This is a genomic window from Rubellimicrobium thermophilum DSM 16684, from assembly GCF_000442315.1.
Classification (GTDB): Bacteria; Pseudomonadota; Alphaproteobacteria; order Rhodobacterales; family Rhodobacteraceae; genus Rubellimicrobium; species Rubellimicrobium thermophilum.
Genome location: NZ_KE557320.1, coordinates 4,501 through 25,134 on the forward strand (window position 1 = coordinate 4,501; position 20,634 = coordinate 25,134).

Genomic DNA, 20,634 nt, shown 5'->3' on the forward strand with positions numbered 1-20,634 from the left:
CCAGGAATTTACACCAGCTTGACGGACGTGACCGGTCGTAGTACTGGCGGCGATGAGTCTTGAAGTAGAGGCTGAGATAGAGGATCGGCATCCTTCAGGATGCCCTGCGTGCAGAGCAGGAAGGTGATCAGCAGGCGGCCGAGACGGCCGTTCCCATCGAGAAACGGATGAATGGTCTCGAACTGCACATGGACCAGCCCGGCCTTGATGAGGGTCGGCATGTCTGGTGTGTCGGCATGGATGAAAGCTTCCAGATCCGACATTAGGTCGAGAACGTGCTCGGGCGGCGGTGGAACGAAGAGCGCATTTCCCGGTCGCGTTCCGCCGATCCAATTCTGGGAACGCCGGAACTCACCGGGCTGCTTCGTGCTACCACGCCCTTTTTCGAGAAGGATGGCGTGGATTTCCCGGATCAGGCGCAAGGAGAGCGGAAAGCCCCCCCGGATCCTGTCGAGACCGTAGTTCATTGCGGCGACGTAGTTGGACACCTCCTGGACGTCGTCGAGCGGGACGCCTGGCGCATCCTCGATTTCGAACAGCAACAAGTCTGAGAGCGACGACTGTGTACCCTCGATCTGCGACGACAGCAGCGCCTCCTTCCGAACGTACATGTAGAGGAAGAGCGGGGTGTCGGGGAGGATCGAGGTTACGCCATCGAGACGGCCGATCGCCCGGTTCGCGCGCTCGAGCTGACGGTAGAGCCGGTCCACCCTGACGGGAGGCGCCGGCGGCAAGGGTGGCGGCACGAACGCTTCTGCGCGTTCGCCCGCGGTCGAGATGGCGACGCGCTGACCCAACCGTGATGGCTCCGGTGATAACGCCATGGTTGAATAAAGATCCTTTCCTTGGCAGGCTACCTGAGAAAGGATATCGCATATTCCTTTCTTTGTCGTGGTTCTAACGAAAGGTTCCTTTTCTTGTCGAGTGCTCGTTCCCTCTGTCCGCGCCAGATCCGGTCCGGGCGCACCCTCTGAACCGGTGGCGCGATGGGACATCAGCGCCTCGGAAAACTCCCCACCCACCGATACCTGCCGGACATCGTCAGGTATCTGGTGAAGGGCGGCACGCCCACCGCGCACTTGGTGGAACAGATCACCGAAGTGGGGCGGGATGCACTGAAGCGTGCCCTGAAGGATCCTGTCTTCGTGGAAGCGTTGTGGCTGCTCATCAGGTTGCCGCAGGCGGCCGCGTCGAAGGACTTCGGGGCGGCTCTCGCCGAGATCGGCATGGGTGCACATCGGCCGACTTCAGTCGCGGAACTGATGGTTGCCTTCGACAATGCGCTTGAGCGCGTGCAGCGGCGCGAACATCGGGATGCCACGGACCTTGGCGAGATCGCCCGTCAGGCAGCACTCACCGCGCTCGGCGATGCTGTGCGAGCCGGGATGCCAATGTGGTCCCCCACGGCGGACGATGTGCAGGCTTCGGTGGCTGCACTGAGGTCACCCGAGAAGTTCGGTGCTCTGGCCCACCACTTCCACGCGAATACCGTGGAGCGCGTCATCCACTACTATGTCGATCGAAACCTGCATGAACTCGTTGGTGCCGATCGCGTTGTGTCCTCGGTCCACGATCTCGCCACATACGATTCAGCGATACGCCGCCATTGCATGGAAGCCGCGCTGATCATGCGCGCCTTCGCCAGGGACTGGCTCGGCAAGAACCTGTATCGGGACGGCAAGGACATATCGAAGAACGACGCTCGTAAGTTCTCGGCCTATGCCGTCGAAAAGATCAGTATAGAGCTCAAGAACAGGAAGGGGCCAAATTGAAGCGGTGCCTGATTGAATGCGGCGTGCGGCAGGCATCCGAAGAGGGCGCTCTCGCGATGAACGTGAGCGACCCCGGCAAGAACGTCAATCTGAGGATCGACTCCATCAGCCGCTCGATGGTCGGGAACATCCCCGACCTTCTGATCGATCTTCTGGAGATCGCGGCATACGTCTACTGCGTCGATCAGCGCATCAAGCGCGGCACCGAGATGCTCATGGATTACGGGAAGGATTGGCGCCGCAGCCTGACCTTCTCGATCCCGGTGCGCCATCCCGAGGTTTGGAATGGGGAAGAGGTGCAGGAACTGCTGGTCGAAACCCTCGGCTTCCTCTCCGACGACAGCTATGCATTCCGGTTCCGCAAGGCGGAAGCGCCGGTTCAGCCGCGCGATCCCTACTTCCACGAACTCCTCGATGCTTTCCAGGAGAACGACGAGGTGGCGCTGTTCTCGGGCGGCGTCGATTCCTTTGCCGGCGCGGTCAACGACATCGTCACGCTGGGCAAGTCTGTCACCTTGGTTGGCCACTGGTCGGTGCCGAAAGTCCAGAATGTCCAGGCAACCCTCGTAGACGCATTGAAGCAGCGCGGCTACGGGCGGCGGCTGTCTTACGTACCGGTGTGGGTTTCGAACACGGACATCAAGCCGGCCGAATACACCCAGAGAACCCGATCATTTCTCTTCGCGTGCATCGGGCTGGTCGTGGCGCGGATGTCCGGGAAGGATGGCTTCAGCTTCTACGAGAACGGGGTTGTCAGCATCAACCCGCCGCTGGCGGGGGACGTGGTCGGTGGCCGAGCCACGCGCACCACGCACCCCAAGGTACTCCGTGGTCTCGAGGACTTGTTCTCGACCCTCCTTGATCGCCAGATCGAGATCCGGACCCCGCTCCAGTGGCTCACCAAGAAGGAGGTCACCGAGACGATAGCAGCCGCGGGCATGGCTGACATGATCGGGTCCACGGTGAGTTGTACCCGCACGCACAGTCGGACGAGAAGGCACACGCACTGCGGAGTATGTTCGCAATGCATCGATCGAAGGTTCGCTGTCTTGGCTGCGGGAATGGCTGATCATGATCCCGCCGACCAATACAAGAAGGATTTACTCCTGAGCGATCGAAGCGTTGATGACAGCCTTCGAATGGCGATGCACTACGTGTCCTTCTTCAGGAAGATCGGCTCGATGACAAAGGACCGGTTCCTTGTCGACCTTCCGGAAATTGTCTCGGCGCTTGACCACTTCCCGGATCTGTCAGCCGATGAGGCCAGCGCACATCTGTTCGATCTGTTCCAGCGGCACGCGCGATCCGTGGAAGACGTCATCGCTCGGGCCGCGAGCGAACATGCTGGCCCGCTTTTCAGGGGCGAGGTTCCGGCTGGTTCGCCTTGGCGACCTGTTTTGCGCGTGGCGACCGTGTCGAGATCGCCCCAAGCTCAAACTATGATCAGCATGTAACGGCTTTCGTCGACCGGCTCAGTGCTCCCATTCTCGAGTTCGCGATGGATCATGGTGCTGGGCAGGTGCTTTTTCATGGCGGTTATTGTCTTGAGGGTGCGAACTACCGCTTCGTGAACGCGCTGATCGAGAGTTTCCGCAGCGCTAAGCGCACACGCTCGGAGATCCCGTTCATGACGCCTCACGATGTGGCGGCGACAATGGAAGTGTCTGAGCAGTCGATGCGCCAACAACTTCGCAGGTTGCGCGACGCGCTCGACCCGCTAACGGTGATGCTCGGGATCCCACTCGATCAGGACAGTTTCATCGAGACCAAGGAACGCGTTGGATACCGCATCAACCCGGCATGGCATGAGATCGCCCTCGGCGACATTCAGCCCCCGAATCCGGCTGCGTCACAGGAATAATCCGCCGACGTCACAGGCCACCGCGCGCAAGGTCACGATCTGCCCACCGTAGCCCCGTTTCTCGGGGCTTTTTTCTTGTCCGGACGTCACAAGAAAATCCGGGCGTGATCATATACGGATGGCCGCAAATCATTGAAATTGTTCGTATATCCGGGCGCATCAACGTGTCGGGGTGAACAACGGACAACTCAATGAGGTTTCGGATGTCAGTCACACATCTCAACCAGGTCGAGCTGGCGGCTCGATGGAAGATCAGCCCGCGCACGCTGGAGCGCTGGCGTTGGACTGGTGAGGGCCCCGCCTTCATCAAGATTGGCGGCCGGGTCGTGTACCGGCTCGAGGATGTCGAGGCCTACGAGGCCAACCGGCACTGCTCGAGCACGGCCGACAAGCCCGCCGTGAAGCTGGCGTGAGGGGGCGGCCATGACGATCCCCAACCACATCACCCTCGACGATCTGCCCACCATGCCGGTCGGCGATATCGCCGCTCTGCCGGGCGACCAGCTGGCGCTCCTGAAGCAGGACGCCGACGAGCGGCTGCGCTCTGCGAAGACCCTCTGCGACTGGCTCGATGGCGCGATCGCACTGAAGTACGGCGATCAGGCGCATGAGGTGCGCCGTGCGGAGGGCAAGGAAACCGGCACTGTCAGGCTGCAGGACGGCCCGGTCACGGTGGTCGCGGAGCTGCCGAAGCGCGTCGATTGGGACCAGCCGACCCTCGCCAACCTGGTCGAGCGCATCCGGGCCGACGGCGCCGACCCCACCGAGTACGTCGACATCGCGTTCAGCGTGCCCGAGCGCAAGTACACCGCCTGGCCGAAGGACATCCGCGAGGAGTTCGAGCCCGCGCGCACGGTTCGGACGGCCAAGCCGAAATTCCGGCTGCTGCTCGGCGAGGAGGCGCGCTGATGGCCATCTCGCTCGCATCCCTGCAAACCCGGACGGCTCTGCGCCCGCCGCGCGTCCTGATCCACGGCGTCGCCGGCATCGGCAAATCCACCTTCGCCGCGTCAGCAGACGCGCCGGTGTTCGTCCTCACCGAGGACGGTCTCGGCAAGCTGCAGGTGCCGCATTTCCCGTTGGCGACGAGCTACGCGGAGGTCGCCGAGGCGCTCGACGCCCTGCTCGACGAGGACCACGCCTATTCGACCGTGGTGGTCGACAGCGTGGACTGGCTGGAGCCGTTGATCTGGGCCGAGGCCTGCCGGCGCAACGGCTGGCAGTCGATCGAAAGCCCCGGCTTCGGCAAGGGCTACGCCGAGGCGCTGACCATCTGGCGCGAATACATCGACAGGCTGAACGCGCTCCGCGACCGGAAGGGAATGGCGGTCATCCAGATCGCCCACACCGACATAAAGCGCTTCGACAGCCCCGAGCACGAACCCTACGACCGGTACGTGATCAAGCTGCAGGCCCGCGCCTCCGCGCTGCTGCAGGAGCACTCGGACGTCGTGCTCTTCGCCAACTATCGGATCTCGGTCAGCAAGTCCGACGTCGGCTTCAACAAGAAGGTGACCCGGGCGCTCGGGTCCGGTGCGCGCGTCATGCACACCGAGGAGCGCCCCGCCTTCCTCGCCAAGAACCGTTACGGCCTGCCGGAAACCCTCCCGCTCGAGTGGTCGGAGTTCTTGGCCGCCATGCCCCAATCCGCCTGATTACGACTGAAAGGACAGAACGATGGCACGTTTCGACACCGGCTTTGACGCCACCGGCATCGAGCCCACCACCGCCTACGAGATCCTGCCCGCGGGCAAGTACCGCGCCCAGATCGTCGAGAGCGAGATGCGCGTCACGAAGAACGGGATGGGGCAGTATCTCTGGCTGATGCTCGACATCCTCGAGGGGCCGCAGCAGGGCCGCAAGGTCTTCGACCAGTTGAACCTCGTGAACGTCAATCCGACCACGGTCGAGATCGCGCAGCGCACGCTGTCGGCGATCTGCCACGCCACGGGCAAGCTGCAGGTGAACGACAGCGAGGAGCTGCACCTGATCCCGATGACGATCCAGGTCGGCGTGAAGCCCCCGAAGGACGGCTACGGCGAGCGCAACACGATCCGCTATATGGTGCCGGAGGCCCCGGCGCAGGTGACCCCGCCCAAGCCCGCCGCGACGCAGCCGGCCAGCGCGCCCGCGCAGTCGGCGCCCGCCCGCCCGGCCACCGCGCCCTGGCGCGCCAAGAGCTGACGCCCCCGGCCGCCGCGGGCTGAGACTCGCGGCGGCCCGGACATCGCCAGACCCGAGAGACCGACCATGACCAACACCCCCGACGCGGCCTGCGCGGCCGCGAACGCCCCCGGCTTGCCTGACGACACCCGTCGCCTGATCGAGATCGAGGACGCCATCGCGAAGATCCGCACGCAGATCGCGACCGCCGATCTGACGCGGCAGCGGACGGCGAAGCCGATCGACGCCGACTGGTTTCACCGTGCGCGCACGGCGCTGCGTCACCTCAATCGCGAGCGCGCCGAGATCGTCGCCCGTCAGGGCGGCCGCCGCCGGCGCGAGCGCCAGAAGGACATGATCATCGCCGTCCTGCGCGAGCGCCATGACAGCGCCGCCTGGACCGCGGTGCTGGCGGAGGCGCGGTCGCGGCTCGAGCAGGAGGAGGCGTGCTGATGGCCGAGCTTCCCGAACCCCCGGCGCCGACCCTGTCCGCGATCTACGCTTCCTACGAGGCCCGGCAGGGCGAAGGCTTCCGCGACCACCTCGGCGCCTCGCTGATCGGCAAGTCCTGCGCCCGCGCGCTCTGGTACGATTTCCGCTGGTCGACGCCCGCGCGGCACACCGGCCGCATCCTGCGGCTGTTCGAGACCGGACAGCTGGAGGAGGCCCGGCTTGTCCGCGACCTGCGCGCCACCGGCGCGACGGTGCTGGAGGTGGATCCCGAGACCGGGCGGCAGTTCCGCGTCGAGGCCCATGGCGGGCATTTCGGCGGTTCGCTCGATGCGGTCGCCCTCGGTCTGCTCGAGGCGCCGAAGACCTGGCACGTCGTCGAGTTCAAGACGCATTCCGCGAAGAGCTTCGCCGAGCTCGTCGCCAAAGGCGTCGTGCTCGCCAAGCCCCAGCACGCTGCGCAGATGCAGGTCTACATGCACCTGACCGGCATCACGCGGGCGCTCTACGTCGCGGTCTGCAAGGACACGGACGCGCTGCACATCGAGCGCGTCCCGGCCGACCCCGAGATGGGCGAACGCCTGCTGGAAAAGGCGCGGCGGATCATCTTCGCCCAGCACCCGCCCGAGCGGATCAGCGCGGATTCCGCCTGGTTCGAGTGCCGGTTCTGCGACCACCACGGGCTCTGCCACGGCGAGGACGCCGCGGCTGTCACCTGCCGGTCCTGCCTGCATTCCACGCCCATCGAAGGTGGCTGGCACTGCGCGCGCCACGACCGGCTGCTCGACCCGGCCGACCAGCGCCGCGCCTGCGCCCGGCACCTGTTCATCCCCGATCTCGTCCCCGGCGAGGTGACCGACGCAGGCGAGGACTTCGTCTCCTACCGCATGCGCGACGGCTCGGCCTGGACCAACGACGCCCGCGAAGAGGAGGCCGCCGCATGCTGACCCTGCGACCCTACCAGCAGGCCGCGATCACCTCGATCTACGGCTATTTCGAGAAGGAGAGCGGCAACCCGCTCGTCGTGATCCCCACGGCCGGCGGCAAGAGCCTCGTCATGGCCGCCTTCATCGACGGCGTGCTCAAGGCCTGGCCGGATCAGCGCGTGCTCGTCGTCACCCATGTGCGCGAGCTGATCGCGCAGAACCACGCCGAGATGCTGGGGCTCTGGCCCGAGGCGCCGGCGGGCATCTACTCGGCCGGTCTCGGCCGCCGCGATGCGCGGGCCCGGATCCTCTTCGCCGGCATCCAGTCGATCCACGACAAGGCGACGCGCATCGGCCATGCGGATCTGGTGCTGATCGACGAGGCCCATCTGATCCCCGGCCGGTCGAACACCATGTATCGCCGCTTCCTCAACGATCTGCAGGCGATCAACCCCGCGCTCAAGGTGATCGGTCTGACCGCGACGCCGTTCCGGCTCGACAGCGGCATGCTGCACGAGGGCGAGAACGCGCTCTTCACCGACATCGCCTACGAGGTGTCGGTCCGCGACCTGATCGATCAGGGCTATCTCGCCCCGCTCATCTCGAAGCAGACTAAGACCCGCCTCGACGTGACGGGCGTGGGATCGCGCGGCGGCGAGTTCATCGCGCGCGACCTCGAGGACGCGGTCGACCAGGACGCCATCACGCGCGCGGCGGTGGCCGAGGTGATCGCCCATGGCGAGACGCGCCAGTCCTGGCTCGCTTTCTGCTCGGGCGTCCGCCACGCCACCCATGTCGCCGAGGAGTTCCGCCGTCGCGGGGTGAGCTGCGCCACCATCTTCGGCAAGACGCCGAAGGACGAGCGTGACCGGATCATCGCCGCCTTCAAGCGCGGCGAGATCAGGGCGCTGGCCTCGATGGGCGTGCTGACGACGGGCTTCAACGCGCCGGCCGTGGACCTGATCGCCATGCTGCGGCCCACCAAGTCGGCCGGGCTCTACGTCCAGATGGCCGGCCGGGGCACGCGGCTCGCGGAGGGCAAGGAGAACTGCCTCGTTCTCGATTTCGCCGGGAATGTCCGCCGGCATGGTCCCATCGATCTGGTGCGGCCGAAGCGGCCGGGCGGACCGGGCGACGGGCCGCCGCCCACGAAGATTTGCCCCGAATGCGGGACCATCGCGGCCATCGCGGCGCTCGAATGCCCCGATTGTGGCTACGCGTTCCCCGGCCGCGAGGTGAAACTCGAGCCGACCGCCTCAACGCTGGAGGTGCTGTCGAGCGGCAAGCCGCAATGGGTCGGCGTCACCGACGTCACCTACAGCCGCCACGAGAAGCGCGGCGGGCGAGTCTCGCTAAAGGTCACCTACCGCTGCGGGCTCGCCTTCCACATGGAATGGGTCTGCTTCGAGCACGACGGCTTTCCACGCCGGAAGGCCGAAAGCTGGTGGCGCGAGCGGGCGCCCGACGTCGAGGTGCCCGAGTCCGTCGACGAGGCGCTTCTGCTGGCTGAGCTGTTGCGTCGCCCCACCGAGATCGCCGTCCGCCTCGCGGGCCGCTTCACCGAAATCACCGCCTACAGGTTCACCCCATGCCTTACAGCCGTGCCGGGCTCTGCGCCGTCTGCCATCGAGAACCCCGCGGCTGGGGGTGGTTCGACGCGCGTTTCCGCGTTTCCGACCCGCGGCGCGACACGAGTCGCCGAGACCTCTGCAGCCGGGCTTGCCAGGACATCTGCCACCGGAGGTCGGGCATGATCGATCCGACCCCCAATGAGACGGCGGCCATGGTCGAGGGTGGCAAGGCCGGCGGCGCCTATCTCGACAGCCTCGGCCGGACCGACCTCGCCCTGCTCAGCGAGGAGGAGTGGGACACATTCGTCGAGGTGATCGTCACCGGCTACTGCGATCACCTGCGCGACCTCGCGGCCAAGGATCGCGCGCGGCTCGACGGCATGATCCCGGAGGTGCCCTTCTGATGGCGAACACCTCGTGGATGGCCCGCGTTGGAGCGCGCCTCGTGACCAACGGCTACGCGATCCTGCCGATCGCACCCGGCACCAAGAAACCCGGCCAGTTCGCCCGCGCGGCCTGGCACGACTACCCGCAGTGGAACCGGCATGCGAGCCGCGCCACCACCGAGATCGAGGTCGCGACCTGGTCGACCTGGCCCGACTGCGGCGTCGGAATCGTCGGCGGTGCGGTCGCGGCACTCGACATCGACATTGCCGATGATGGCGAACTGGCGCTGCGCATCGAGCGGCTGGCGCGCGAGCGGCTTGGCGACACGCCCGCGCTCAGGATTGGCAAGCCGCCGAAACGGCTGCTGGTCTATCGCACGCGAGAGCCTTTTGCCGGTATTCGGCGCGCGCCGCTTGAAGTGCTCTGCCTCGGGCAGCAGTTCGTGGCCTATGCCGAGCATCCCGACACCGGCCAGCCCTATGCCTGGCCGGACGAGGGGCTCGCGGATCTCGACATCGGGAGCCTGCCCGAAATCGATGCCGCACAGGCGGCGGCGTTCCTCGACGAGGCGCTGGCGCTGATCCCGCCCGAGCTACGCCCCAGAAGCCTTGGGGGGAACGGGCGAGCGGGACCGGAGCGACATGCCTGCCGGGGCATGCGCAGGCAGGCACGCTGGCGGCGATCCGGAGCGCGCTCGCCTGGCTCCCAAACGCCGAGCTCGACTACGACAGCTGGATGCGCATCGGCATGGCGCTGAAGGGCGCGCTGGGCGAGGAGGGTGCTGCGCTCTTCGCCGACTGGTCGGCGCAGGCCGCCAAGAACGATCCGACCGCGACGGCGAAGGCATGGGCGAGCTTCAAGCCCGCGCGGATCGGCGCCGGCACGATCTATCACCTCGCCATGGAGAAGGGCTGGCGCCCCGACCCCGACTGCTGCTCGACGGCAGCCAGAAGGTCTGCGCAAGCGACGAGCATCCCGCAGCCGGCCTTCTCGCGCGGCTCGCCCAGCCCGCGACCCCGCCCAGCTGGTGGCAGCGGCTCGCCAATCTCTTCACCGGAAAGGAAAGGACATGAACTGGACCCTCGCACGCGGCCTCGTCTATCTCGCCTGCCTAGTCGCCTCCGGCCTCGCCATGGCGGGGCTGGCGGATTTCGACTGGCGACCGGGACCTTCGACCTCAGGCCCTTCAACCTCTATGCCCTGATCGGTGCGGCGGGCGGGGTCGTCTCCTCGGCGCTGGCCTCGCTCGCGCTCTGGCGCGGCTGGGGGCGGAAGTGAAGTCCCTGAATCCCGCCCTGCAAGCGCATCTCGACGAGGGCACGACGACGCTCGCCTGGTGCTGGCGGATCACCCGGGCGGACGGCGTGACCTTCGGCTTCACCGACCACGACCGGACCCTCACCTTCGACGGCACCGAGTTCGAACCGGAAAGCGGGCTGACAGCCTCCGAGGTGCGCTCGGGTTCCGACCTCTCTGTGGATGCGCAGGATGCGCAAGGCGTGCTGTCCTCCGACCGGATCACGGAGACGGACATCCTCGACGGCCGATGGGACAATGCGGCAGTCGAGGTCTGGCGGGTCAACTGGCAGGACGTCTCGCAACGGGTGCTGCTGCGTCGCGGCGCCATCGGTCAGATCCGGCGCGGGCGGCTGGCCTTTGTGGCGGAGGTGCGCAGCCTCGCCCATGTGCTGAACCAGACGGTCGGGCGGACGTTCCAGGCGACCTGCGACGCCGCGCTGGGCGACGCGCGATGCGGCGTCGATCTCGAGGATCCGGCCTTCAAGGGCACCGGCGCGGTCATCGATGTGCTGCGCGACCGGGCCTTCACGGCTTCGGGCCTCGGCAGTTTCGCGGCGGGCTGGTTCGCCTTCGGCACGGTCGAGTGGACGTCCGGCGCGAATACCGGGCGGCGGGCCGAGGTGCTGAGCCACGATGTGACGGACGGCGTGGCGATCCTGACCCTGCTGGAAGCCCCGGTGCGCCCGATCGCGGCGACGGATGCCTTCGCGGTCCGGGCGGGCTGCGACAAGCGGATCGCGACTTGCGGGACAAAGTTCGCCAATGTCGCCAACTTTCGCGGCTTCCCGCACATTCCGGGCCAGGACTCGGTCCTGCGATACGCCACCAAGGACGGCGGGCACGAGGGGGCGGTGCTGTGAAGGCCGCCGATCCTGCCCGTGTCATTGCCGCTGCCCGATCCTGGCTCGGCACGCCCTATCACGACCAGGCCAGCCTGCGCGGGGTCGGCTGCGATTGTCTCGGGCTGGCGCGCGGTGTCTGGCGCGAGGTGGTGGGGCCGGAGCCGTTCCCGATGCCGCCCTACAGCCGGGATTGGGGTGAGTGCGGACCGCGAGAGGTGCTGGCTGAGGGCGCGCGGCGGATGATGATCGAGGTGCCGCCCAGCGAGGTCGCGCCCGGCGCGCTGGTCCTGTTCCGCATGATGCCCCGCGCCATCGCCAAGCATGTCGGGATCATCACCGGGCCCAATACCTTCCTGCATGCCTATGAGCGGCTGGGCGTGATCGAGGAACCGCTTACAGCGAGCTGGCGACGCCGCATCGCCTTCGCCTTTCTGTTTCCGCAAACGTGAGGTTCTGACGTGGCGACGCTTGTGCTCGGTGCTGTCGGCTCCGCCATCGGCGGTTCCATCGGCGGCGCGATCCTTGGCGTGAGCGCCGCCACCATCGGCGGGTTCATCGGCTCGACCGTGGGTTCGGTGGTGGACAGCTGGATCGTGTCTTCTCTGGCGCCGGCGCAGCGGGTCGAAGGCCAGCGGCTCGACAGCCTGCGCATCACGTCTTCGACCGAAGGCGCGGTGATCCCACGGCTCTACGGCCGCATGCGCATCGGCGGCAACATCATCTGGGCGACCGATTTCCGCGAGGAGACGAAGACCACGACGCAAGGCGGTGGCAAGGGCGGTGGCGGCGGCAAGGTCCGGACGACCGAATACCTCTACTATGCATCCTTCGCGGTGGCCCTCTGCGAGGGGCCGATCACCGGCATCGGCCGCATCTGGGCCGACGGCAAGCCGCTCGACATGACGGGGATCACCTGGCGCTGGTATCCCGGCGACGAGACCCAGACGGCCGATCCGTTCATCGCGGCGAAGATGGGCGCAGCGAACACGCCAGCCTATCGCGGCACGGCCTATGTCGTCTTCGAGGAGCTGCCGCTGGGCAATTTCGGCAACCGACTGCCGCAGCTCAGTTTTGAGGTGTTCCGGCCGCTCGCGGACCCTGACACCGCTGAGGGCCTCGTCAAGGCCGTGACCATGATCCCCGCCTCGGGCGAGTTCACCTATGCCACGGAGACGATCCGCAAGAGCGCGGGCGGCTTAGGCGGCACCACCTCGGCCGAGAACCTGAACGCGCTCCCTGATGAGGCCGACATCGTCGTGGCGCTGGACCGGCTGCAGGCCATGGCCCCGGCGGTGGAAAGCGTTAGCCTCGTCGTCGCCTGGTTCGGCAATGACCTGCGGGCGGGCAACTGCACCATTAAGTCCGGCGTGGAGGTGGCGACAAAGGTCACCAGCCCTAGGACGTGGACGGTAAACGGCGTGTCGCGGGCAAATGCGCACCTGGTGAGCACCGACGACGAGGGCCGGCCGGTCTACGGCGGCACGCCCGCCGACTTCGCGGTGGTGCAGGCGATCCGCGAGCTCAAGGCGCGCGGGCTGCGGGTGACCTTCTATCCCTTCATCCTCATGGACGTGCCGCCCGGCAACGACCTGCTCGATCCGTGGTCGGAAGTTGTCGAAGGGCTTGGGCAACCGCCATATCCTTGGCGTGGACGGATCACGTGCTATCCAGCGCCGGGCCGGCCCGGCACGCCAGATCAGACTGCCGCCGCGGCAACGCAGGTCGCGGCCTTCTTCGGGAGCGCCAGCCCCTCGGACTTCGCGGTCTCGGGCGAGACGGTCTCGTGGACCGGCGCGCCGGATGATTGGGGCCTGCGCCGCATGATCCTGCACTACGCGCATCTCTGCGCGGTTGCGGGCGGCGTCGATGCCTTTCTGATCGGGAGCGAGATGCGCGGCCTGACCACGATCCGCGACAGCGCCAGCACCTATCCGGCGGTGCAGGCGTTCCGGGATCTGGCGGCGGATGTGCGTTCGATCCTCGGGGCCGGCACGAAGATCAGCTACGCGGCCGACTGGTCCGAGTATTTCGGCCACCAGCCGCAGGACGGCTCGGAGGACGTGTTCTTTCATCTCGACCCGCTCTGGTCGGACGCCAACATCGATTTCATCGGCATCGACAACTACATGCCGCTGTCGGACTGGCGCGACGGCTTCGACCATCTCGACGCGCAGGCGGGTTGGCCCGCGATCCACGACCGGGCCTACCTGCAGTCGAACATCGCGGGCGGCGAAGGGTTTGATTGGTATTACACTGACGCGGGCACGCGGGCTGATCAGTTGCGTACGCCCATCACCGATGGCGCGGCAGGCAAGCCGTGGGTCTTCCGTTACAAGGATCTGCGGGGCTGGTGGTCGAACCCGCATTACAACCGCCCAGGCGGGGTGGAGGCTGCGACGCCCACGGCATGGGTGCCGGAGTCCAAGCCGATCTGGTTTACCGAATTCGGTTGCCCGGCCGTGGATCGCGGCACCAATCAACCGAACGTGTTTTTCGATCCGAAATCGTCGGAGAGTTTTGTCCCGTATTTCTCGCGCGGCTGGCGCGACGACGCGATCCAGCGGGCCTATCTCGAGGCGACCCTGCTGTTCTGGGCTGATCCGGCGAACAATCCGGTGTCTTCGGTCTACGGCGGTCGGATGGTGCATGTCCCCGAATGCGCCGCCTGGACATGGGACGCGCGACCCTATCCGTGGTTCCCTGAATCCGGCGTCTGGACGGACGGGCCGAACTGGCGGCTTGGCCACTGGCTGACCGGGCGCCTCGGCTCGGTGTCGCTGGCGGCCCTCGTGCGTCATCTTTGCCTGCGCGCCGGGCTGCCGGAGGACCGCATCGACGTTTCCGGTCTCTGGGGCGCGGTCGAAGGCTACGTGATCGGCGCGCTGGAAAGCCCCCGGGCGTCGATTTCCACCTTGGCACGGCATTTCGGCTTCGATGCCATCGAGACCGAGGGGGTCATCCGCTTCGTCATGCGTGGCCGCGCCTCGGTCGCCACGCTGGCCATCGACGATCTGGTCGCCAGCCGGGAAGGCGAGGCCTTCGAACTGACGCGCGGCCAGGAGACCGAACTGCCGCAGGCGCTGAAGTGGCAGGTCGCGCGCGCCGACGAGGATTACGACGCGGCCCTCGTCGAAGCGCGACGGATCACCGTGGACACGACGCGTATCGCCTCGGAGAGCTTCCCCATGGCGATTCCGCCCGAAGAGGCGGAACGCCGCTGCCGCCGCGCGCTGATGGAGGCCTGGATCGGTCGGGAAAGCGGCACCTTCCGCCTTCCGCCCTCAAAGCTGGCCCTCGACCCCGCCGACGTGATCCGGCTGGCGCATGACGGCCGTGAGGTCGAGTTCCGCCTCGTCTCGGTCGCCGATGCCGAGGCGCGGGGCATCGAGGCAGTCCGGCAGGACCGCGCCGCCTACGACCTGCCGCCCGGCGATCCGCGGCCCGCTTCGCTCGCGAGTCCCGTCGTCTTCGGCGCACCGGAGGTGGTGCTCATGGACCTGCCGCAGATCAGCGAGGACCAGCCCGCGCATCGGCCGCTGGTCGCCGCGCATGCGGTTCCCTGGCCTGGCGAGATCGCGGTGTTCCGCAGCCCGACGCTGGACGGGTTCGAGCTGCTGAGCACGTTTGGAACACGGGCGCGGATCGGCACGCTGGTCTTCGACTTCTATCCGGGTCCGACTTCCCGCTTCGATCTGGGCAATCAGCTGGTCGTCGATCTGCTGTCGGGAACGCTGGAGAGCGTCACGGATCTGGCGCTGTTCGGCGGGGCGAACGCACTGGCGGTCGAGTCCGCAGCAGGTGTGTGGGAGATCGTCCAGGCTGGCGCGGCTGAACTGCTCGCGCCCGGCCGCTACCGACTGACCCGCCTCCTGCGCGGCCAGCGCGGAACAGAACATGCCATGGGCAGCCCCGCCCCCGCAGGGGCACGAGTGGTGGTGCTGGATGCTGCGCTGGCCTCGCTGCCCATCGCCGAGGCTGACCTTGGCTTGCCGTGGAACTGGCGTGTCGGCCCGGCCGCGCGCGCTGTCACCGACGGGACCTACGTGCAACAAACGTTTACGCCAGCGGGCGTCGGGTTGCGGCCGTTCTCGGTTGTGCACGTGGAACAACCGTGGCGCCGGTCGCGCACGCCCGGCGACCTGACGATCCGGTGGACGCGCCGGTCCCGCGCGCTGGTCGCCGATGCCTGGGAGCAGGTCGAGGTGCCATTGGCCGAGGACCTGGAAAGCTACGAAGTCGAGATCCTCGATGGCGCCGCGGTCAAGCGGACGCTGACCAGCAGCACGACCTCCGTCCTCTACACTGCCGCGCAGCAGATCGCCGATTGGGGCGCGCCGCTTGGGCCCGGCCAGACGCTGGCGATCCGCATCTTTCAGCTCTCGAACCGCGTCGGTCGCGGCACTCCTGCGACCGTGATCCTCCAGTTCTGATCCCAACCCACGGGAATCCCTATGTCCGATACCACGACCCATCTTGGCCTTCCCTATCTCCTGGCCGCCCAAGCCCAGAAGCATGTCACCCACAACGAGGCGCTGCGCCTGCTCGATGCCATGGTGCAGCTCTCGGTCCTCGATCGCACGCGCACCACGCCACCGGCCAGCCCCGCGGATGGGAACAGGCACCTTGTGGCCTCCGGCGCAACGGGCCTCTGGGCCGGGTGGGATCTGAACATCGCCTTCTGGATGGACGGCGCATGGATCCGTCTCGTCCCGCGTACTGGCTGGCTGGTCTGGGTCGCGGCCGAGGGGCTGTATCTCGTCTGGACCGGCAGCGCCTGGGAGGTGGTGGGCGAGCCGCGCGACGTCTCGGACGCGGTCTTCAGCCTTGTGAACGATGCGGACCCGACGAGGAAGGCGGCTTTCTCGCTGGCGGGCATCAGCGCCGGGACGACCCGCAGTTACACGTTGCCCAACACCTCGTCGGAGCTGGCGATCCTCGCGGGGACGCAAACCTTCACCGGCAACAAGACGTTTTCGGGGACGCTGACCGCTTCGGGCACAGTCACCGTCTCGGCGGCCTCGGCCAGCATCGGCACGGCCACAACGACGGCGACCTACGGCATGGGCACCGGCGCGACGACCACGGGCGTGACCAAGACCGTGAACCTCGGCACCGGCGGCGCCGCCGGATCGACCACCGTCGTGAACATTGGCTCGAACACGGCTGGCGCGGGTGGCACGACAATCATCAACACGCCAACCGTCACCTTCGCCAATGCGGTGACGCAGGTCGGCATGCCCCAAGCCAATCTGACCGCGCAGCGTCTGGGTCTCGGCGGCGCGACCGCCGACAGTTTCAACCGCCTGTCGGTGAACACGCCTGCGGTTCTCTTGAACAACGCAGGCGCAGGGATCGAGGCCACCGTGAACAAGTCGGCCGCGGGGAACGACGCGGCCTTTGCCTTCAAGACCGGGTTTTCGGCGCGGGCGTTGATCGGCCTCCTCGGCAATGACGACTTCAGCTTCAAGGTCAGCCCGGATGGCTCGGCCTTCTATGACGCGATCCGGATCGACCGCACCAGCGGCCAGGTGGAGTTGCCGCAGCCCACGGTCCTGCCCGGCCTCAGCGCATCGCCGCCGCCGCCGCCCGCGGGCAAGGCGTTGGTCTATGCGCGCAACCGCGCCGGGGCGCCGTGGATCGACGTCATGCGCCCCTCGGGGCGGGACTTCCCGCTCCAGCCGCATTTCGGGGTGAACCGGATCGCGAACTGGGCGCCTTCGACCGGCACGACGATCACCAGTGAAGGTCTGCCGATCACCTCGGTCGGCACCGTCTCGCACCCGACGCTGGCCGCCACGACCCTCGCCGCCAGCATGCGGCGTTGGCGTCTGACCTCGGCGGCCGTGGCGGACTCGGTCGCCGATCAGCGATCCGCAAGCTGGGCCTGCTGGCGCGGCAACGCGGCAAGCCTCGGCGGCTGGACCTTCGTCACGCGGATCTCGCTCACGACCCTGCAGCCGACGGGCATGGGCTTCTTCGGTCTCTATGGCTCGACGGCCGCTCTGGCCACCACGCTGACGCTCGCAGCCGTGATCAACTGCATCGGCATCGGTTTCCAGCGCGGCACCCACGCCCGCTGGCAGCTCGTCGCGAACGACGGCACCGGCGCGCCGACCCTGACCGACATGGGCGCGAGCTTCGCCATCGCCACGGGTGGCGTGCTGACCCTGTTCATCGCCGCCCCGCCTAATGGCAGCTCCGTCTGGGTGCGGGTCGTCGACGAGGTCTCCGGCGCGGTCTTCGAGCAGGAGATCACCGCCGACCTGCCAGCGGCAACGCAATTCCTGTCGCCGCGGCTGTTCCTGAACACCGGCGCCACGGCTGCTGCTGTCGCCTACGACTGCGCCGGGGTCTACCTCGAGACGGATTTCTGAAGGGGGAGTCCCGATCGCGGACGGGATGGTTCCGCCCGCGATCCGAAAACGGACCTGTCAGGGCGCCCGGATCTCGGCATACTCCCCACCTGTGCGCAGGGTCACCGTCACAGGGGCATCGGTGCGGTTGCGCCAGAACCAGCCGTGGTTGCCGGTGAAGGCGGCGGTCAGTTCGCCCTCCTGCTCGGGCACCCCGCGACCCTGTTCGTAGCTGACCTTCTGTCCGCTGCCGTCGCCATGGGTGTCGTAGTTCAGGACTGCACCATTGGCCGTCCAGTGGAAGCGGGCGGTCTGGCCTTCCTGCATGGCTAGAGCAAAATCCGATCAGGTTGCATCGTATCCGGCCGCTTTGAAGGAGTTGGCGCATTCTGCGGCCGGGAACTGGTCGATGAGGCGTCCGATGGCGTCCCACAGATTGTCGACGGTTCGTTCGACGGCCTTGCGCAAGAGCGCCTCGAGTTTGGCGAAGACGTTCTCGATGGGGTTGAAATCCGGGCTGTAGGGCGGCAGGTAGCGCAGGCTCGCACCTGCGGCTTCGATCAACTCGCGCACGCGTGACCCCTTGTAGCTTGAGAGGTTTTCCATCACGACGATGTCGCCCGGCCGCAGTTCGGGAACGAGCACCTTTTCGACATATGTCTCGAAGGCGTCGCGATTGAACGCACCGTCGAGGACGAAGGGGGCGATAAAGCCGTGCAAGGTGAGCGCGCCGACGAAAGTCGTGGTCTTCCAATGGCCATGCGGCACGCCGATCCGAAGCCGCTCGCCGCGCCGGCAGCGCCCATGGCGGCGCGCCATGTTGGTGCACGCCCAGGTCTCGTCGATGAAGATGAGGTGTTCGGGATCGAGATCGAACTGACTCTCGAACCTGTCCTCGCGCCGTTTCAGGATGTCGGGGCGATCCTGTTCACTCGCGTGTGCGCTCTTTTTTGCGCGTGATGGCGTGACGGGCGAAGAAGCGCTGGATCGTGCCGAAGCCGAACGCCAGGCCCTGCTGAGCCAGGCTCCCGCGAACCTCTTCGATCGTGGCGTCCCGACCAGGGCCGAGCGCCGCCAGCACGGCGTCATGGTGCGCCTCGATCCGACCCGAGCGCCGATCGCCTCCCAGCGGCCCGGGGCGGACTTCCCCCAGCTCACGTTCCCGTTTGCGCCAGCGGCTGACGCTGGCCGCGCTCACGCCGAACCGATCGGCCGCCTCACGATGCGTCGCTCCCGCCGCGATGGCACCCAGAACACGAACGCGAAGATCAACCGACAGCGCTCTCGACATGTCCGCAGGCCTCCATCCGGCGGACAGTCCGAATCACTTCCCGATCAATTTGGGAATCCCTCACGATTCCATCAGGTCGGGTGCCGCGCTAATCTTCGAGCCCCGCCCATCTGACCATAAAACTCCCGATCAGCATGCTCATGCCAATCGCGAGGAAGAGGGGGCCGGCAAAGTCCTCGGGCACAATGCCCGATTTCGAGGAGACCGAAAGCAGCATCAGGCTGAATTCTCCTCCGTGGGCCAGGATAATCCCGGTCCGCCACGAGGACTGCGGCGCCTCGCCGAATAGTTTGGCGACGAGCAATACGATCAGCGACTTTCCCGCGACAATGGTTGCAAACCATATCAGCACGACAGGCCATGCAGAAGGAATGATCCAAAGGGGCAATTGCGTCCCGATACCGACAAAGAAAATCCCGACGAACAGATCGCGGAAGGGCCGGATCTCGTTTTCGACAGTATGGCGCGAGTCGCCCTCGCCGATGATCATGCCGGCCGCGAATGCGGCGAGTGCCGGAGAAAGGCCGGCGGAAGCCGCGACAATTGCAGACCCTAACGCAATGGTGAGCGCGAGGAGCTGGGCAAGTTCCGGATCACCACGCGACGCTACCCAACGGGTAAGCACCTGTAACGGGCCACGGGCAATGAACAGAGCTGCAACCAATGCCGTTGCACCGGCGACGACCGTTATCACGCCATACCCTTCTGCGGTTCCACTCATAGAATCATGCAGGAGCAGGAATGCGACAGCTGCCAGATCTTGAAACAGAAGCACGGCAATCGCCACGCGTCCTTGGGCCGATCCCAGAGCGTTCGCGCTTGCGAGCACCTTGAGGCACATTGCCGTGGATGACATGGCAACGGCCCCGCCGACGAGGATTGCGGGGACGGGCGCGAGATCGAAGATCAGACTCGCTATCAACGACACCGTTATCGTCGTGACTGCAACCTGTGCGGCTCCAAGACCGAAGACATGCTTCCTGAGCCTTGCGAGCTTCTCGAACGAGAATTCCAGGCCAAGCGCGAACAGCAGCAGCACCACTCCGATCTCGCCAATGCTGCTCAGGGCAGCGCTCTCGGCAATAAGGCCGAGCCCGCCGGGTCCGATGACTATACCGGCAAGAATGTAACCGACGATGCTGGGCAGGCCGATTCGTGAACATATCGTCACGAGTACGAACGCGGCAAAGACCAACAAGGCCGCACTTTCGACAAATCCGGTCACGCCATGCATCTGATTTTCCCAATTGTCATGGCGCCGGGAAGGCCATGAGCCAAAATCGTCAGAGGCGCGATTGTGCCCATTGCGCGATCTGGCTGGCAGACATCGCGCCGCTCTGACGCGCGATCTCTTTGCCTGCCCTGAAAATGATCATGGTGGGAATGCCGCGGATCCCATAGCGGCCGGCAATCTGCTGTTCGGCCTCGGTTTCGAGCTTGCCAAGGCGGAAATGCGGTTCGAGCAATCGCGCCGCTGCTTCGAACTGGGGCGCCATCATCTTGCATGGCCCGCACCACTCGGCCCAGAAATCGACCAGAAGTGGCAGGTCGGCATTCACGTGGCGGTCGAAATTCGCCGCCGTGAGCGTAACCGGATGGCCCTGAAAGAGGGGGACGCCGCAGCGTCCGCAATTGGGATTGTCGCCCAGGCGTTCTTGCGGCACCCGGTTCGTAGAATTGCAGTTCGGGCAGATAACGGTCGTCATTCGGTTTCCTTTT

22 protein-coding genes are annotated in these 20,634 nt (G+C 66.4%); 17 read left to right on the top strand and 5 right to left on the bottom strand.

Going from position 1 to position 20,634, the window contains the following annotated elements:
• Positions 1-8: 8 nt before the first annotated feature.
• Positions 9-797 carry a Fic family protein gene (locus tag RUTHE_RS01000; RefSeq protein WP_021096356.1) on the bottom strand — a complete coding sequence of 263 codons (789 nt, stop codon included), beginning with the start codon at positions 795-797 and terminating at the stop codon, positions 9-11.
• Positions 798-986: 189 nt separating this feature from the next.
• Between RUTHE_RS01000 and RUTHE_RS01005 the strand changes: the two genes are divergently transcribed.
• From RUTHE_RS01005 to RUTHE_RS01085, 17 genes are all read left to right on the top strand, one after another.
• Positions 987-1,772 carry a hypothetical protein gene (locus RUTHE_RS01005; RefSeq protein ID WP_021096357.1) on the top strand — a complete coding sequence of 262 codons (786 nt, stop codon included), beginning with the start codon at positions 987-989 and terminating at the stop codon, positions 1,770-1,772.
• A 56-nt stretch (positions 1,773-1,828) separates the two neighbouring features.
• Positions 1,829-3,226: a 7-cyano-7-deazaguanine synthase gene (locus tag RUTHE_RS01010; RefSeq protein ID WP_021096358.1), complete on the top strand. Its 1,398-nt coding sequence runs from the start codon at positions 1,829-1,831 to the stop codon at positions 3,224-3,226.
• Between the two features lie 44 nt (positions 3,227-3,270).
• Positions 3,271-3,633, top strand: coding sequence for a hypothetical protein (locus tag RUTHE_RS01015; protein WP_021096359.1), 363 nt, complete (start codon positions 3,271-3,273; stop codon positions 3,631-3,633).
• 203 nt (positions 3,634-3,836) lie between these two features.
• Positions 3,837-4,046 (top strand): helix-turn-helix transcriptional regulator, encoded by a 210-nt coding sequence (locus tag RUTHE_RS01020; RefSeq protein ID WP_021096360.1) that lies wholly within the window; start codon positions 3,837-3,839, stop codon positions 4,044-4,046.
• 10 nt (positions 4,047-4,056) lie between these two features.
• Positions 4,057-4,542: a hypothetical protein gene (locus RUTHE_RS01025; RefSeq protein WP_021096361.1), complete on the top strand. Its 486-nt coding sequence runs from the start codon at positions 4,057-4,059 to the stop codon at positions 4,540-4,542.
• Positions 4,542-5,288 (top strand): ATP-binding protein, encoded by a 747-nt coding sequence (locus RUTHE_RS01030; RefSeq protein WP_021096362.1) that lies wholly within the window; start codon positions 4,542-4,544, stop codon positions 5,286-5,288. Before RUTHE_RS01025 ends, RUTHE_RS01030 begins: the two co-directional genes overlap by 1 nt.
• Positions 5,289-5,310: 22 nt before the next feature.
• Positions 5,311-5,817, top strand: coding sequence for a DUF669 domain-containing protein (locus RUTHE_RS01035; RefSeq protein WP_021096363.1), 507 nt, complete (start codon positions 5,311-5,313; stop codon positions 5,815-5,817).
• A 66-nt stretch (positions 5,818-5,883) separates the two neighbouring features.
• The gene (locus RUTHE_RS01040) at positions 5,884-6,249 is read left to right on the top strand and encodes a hypothetical protein (protein ID WP_021096364.1); all 366 of its coding nucleotides are present in this window, start codon (positions 5,884-5,886) and stop codon (positions 6,247-6,249) included.
• Positions 6,249-7,193 carry a PDDEXK family nuclease gene (locus RUTHE_RS01045; RefSeq protein WP_021096365.1) on the top strand — a complete coding sequence of 315 codons (945 nt, stop codon included), beginning with the start codon at positions 6,249-6,251 and terminating at the stop codon, positions 7,191-7,193. Before RUTHE_RS01040 ends, RUTHE_RS01045 begins: the two co-directional genes overlap by 1 nt.
• On the top strand, positions 7,187-8,926 hold the full coding sequence (locus RUTHE_RS01050) for a DEAD/DEAH box helicase (RefSeq protein ID WP_021096366.1): 1,740 nt from the start codon (positions 7,187-7,189) through the stop codon (positions 8,924-8,926). Before RUTHE_RS01045 ends, RUTHE_RS01050 begins: the two co-directional genes overlap by 7 nt.
• Positions 8,923-9,147: a DUF6511 domain-containing protein gene (locus tag RUTHE_RS01055; RefSeq protein WP_021096367.1), complete on the top strand. Its 225-nt coding sequence runs from the start codon at positions 8,923-8,925 to the stop codon at positions 9,145-9,147. The genes RUTHE_RS01050 and RUTHE_RS01055 overlap by 4 nt, the downstream gene beginning before the upstream one ends.
• Positions 9,147-9,887, top strand: a complete 741-nt coding sequence (locus tag RUTHE_RS01060; protein ID WP_021096368.1) for a bifunctional DNA primase/polymerase — start codon at positions 9,147-9,149, stop codon at positions 9,885-9,887. Before RUTHE_RS01055 ends, RUTHE_RS01060 begins: the two co-directional genes overlap by 1 nt.
• Positions 9,866-10,408: a PriCT-2 domain-containing protein gene (locus tag RUTHE_RS16730; RefSeq protein WP_051150355.1), complete on the top strand. Its 543-nt coding sequence runs from the start codon at positions 9,866-9,868 to the stop codon at positions 10,406-10,408. The genes RUTHE_RS01060 and RUTHE_RS16730 overlap by 22 nt, the downstream gene beginning before the upstream one ends.
• Positions 10,405-11,289, top strand: a complete 885-nt coding sequence (locus tag RUTHE_RS01070; RefSeq protein ID WP_021096369.1) for a DUF2163 domain-containing protein — start codon at positions 10,405-10,407, stop codon at positions 11,287-11,289. The genes RUTHE_RS16730 and RUTHE_RS01070 overlap by 4 nt, the downstream gene beginning before the upstream one ends.
• Positions 11,286-11,720, top strand: coding sequence for an NlpC/P60 family protein (locus RUTHE_RS01075; RefSeq protein WP_021096370.1), 435 nt, complete (start codon positions 11,286-11,288; stop codon positions 11,718-11,720). Before RUTHE_RS01070 ends, RUTHE_RS01075 begins: the two co-directional genes overlap by 4 nt.
• 9 nt (positions 11,721-11,729) lie before the next feature.
• On the top strand, positions 11,730-15,701 hold the full coding sequence (locus RUTHE_RS01080) for a baseplate multidomain protein megatron (RefSeq protein ID WP_021096371.1): 3,972 nt from the start codon (positions 11,730-11,732) through the stop codon (positions 15,699-15,701).
• Between the two features lie 21 nt (positions 15,702-15,722).
• Positions 15,723-17,645 carry a DUF2793 domain-containing protein gene (locus RUTHE_RS01085; protein ID WP_021096372.1) on the top strand — a complete coding sequence of 641 codons (1,923 nt, stop codon included), beginning with the start codon at positions 15,723-15,725 and terminating at the stop codon, positions 17,643-17,645.
• A gap of 57 nt (positions 17,646-17,702) precedes the next feature.
• Here RUTHE_RS01085 and RUTHE_RS01090 read toward each other — a convergent pair whose 3' ends face one another.
• The 4 genes from RUTHE_RS01090 to trxC form a co-directional block, all read right to left on the bottom strand.
• Entirely contained in the window at positions 17,703-17,951 is a 249-nt protein-coding gene (locus RUTHE_RS01090) for a hypothetical protein (protein WP_021096373.1), read from the bottom strand.
• Between the two features lie 18 nt (positions 17,952-17,969).
• A protein-coding gene (locus tag RUTHE_RS15775) for an IS630 family transposase (protein ID WP_245542174.1) occupies positions 17,970-18,915 on the bottom strand; the annotation gives its coding sequence in 2 pieces (ribosomal slippage) (positions 17,970-18,576 and positions 18,575-18,915; 948 coding nt in all).
• A gap of 88 nt (positions 18,916-19,003) precedes the next feature.
• Positions 19,004-20,149 (bottom strand): cation:proton antiporter domain-containing protein, encoded by a 1,146-nt coding sequence (locus RUTHE_RS01105; RefSeq protein WP_021096376.1) that lies wholly within the window; start codon positions 20,147-20,149, stop codon positions 19,004-19,006.
• 49 nt (positions 20,150-20,198) lie between these two features.
• On the bottom strand, positions 20,199-20,621 hold the full coding sequence (gene trxC / locus RUTHE_RS01110; RefSeq protein WP_021096377.1) for a thioredoxin TrxC: 423 nt from the start codon (positions 20,619-20,621) through the stop codon (positions 20,199-20,201).
• Positions 20,622-20,634: the final 13 nt, after the last annotated feature.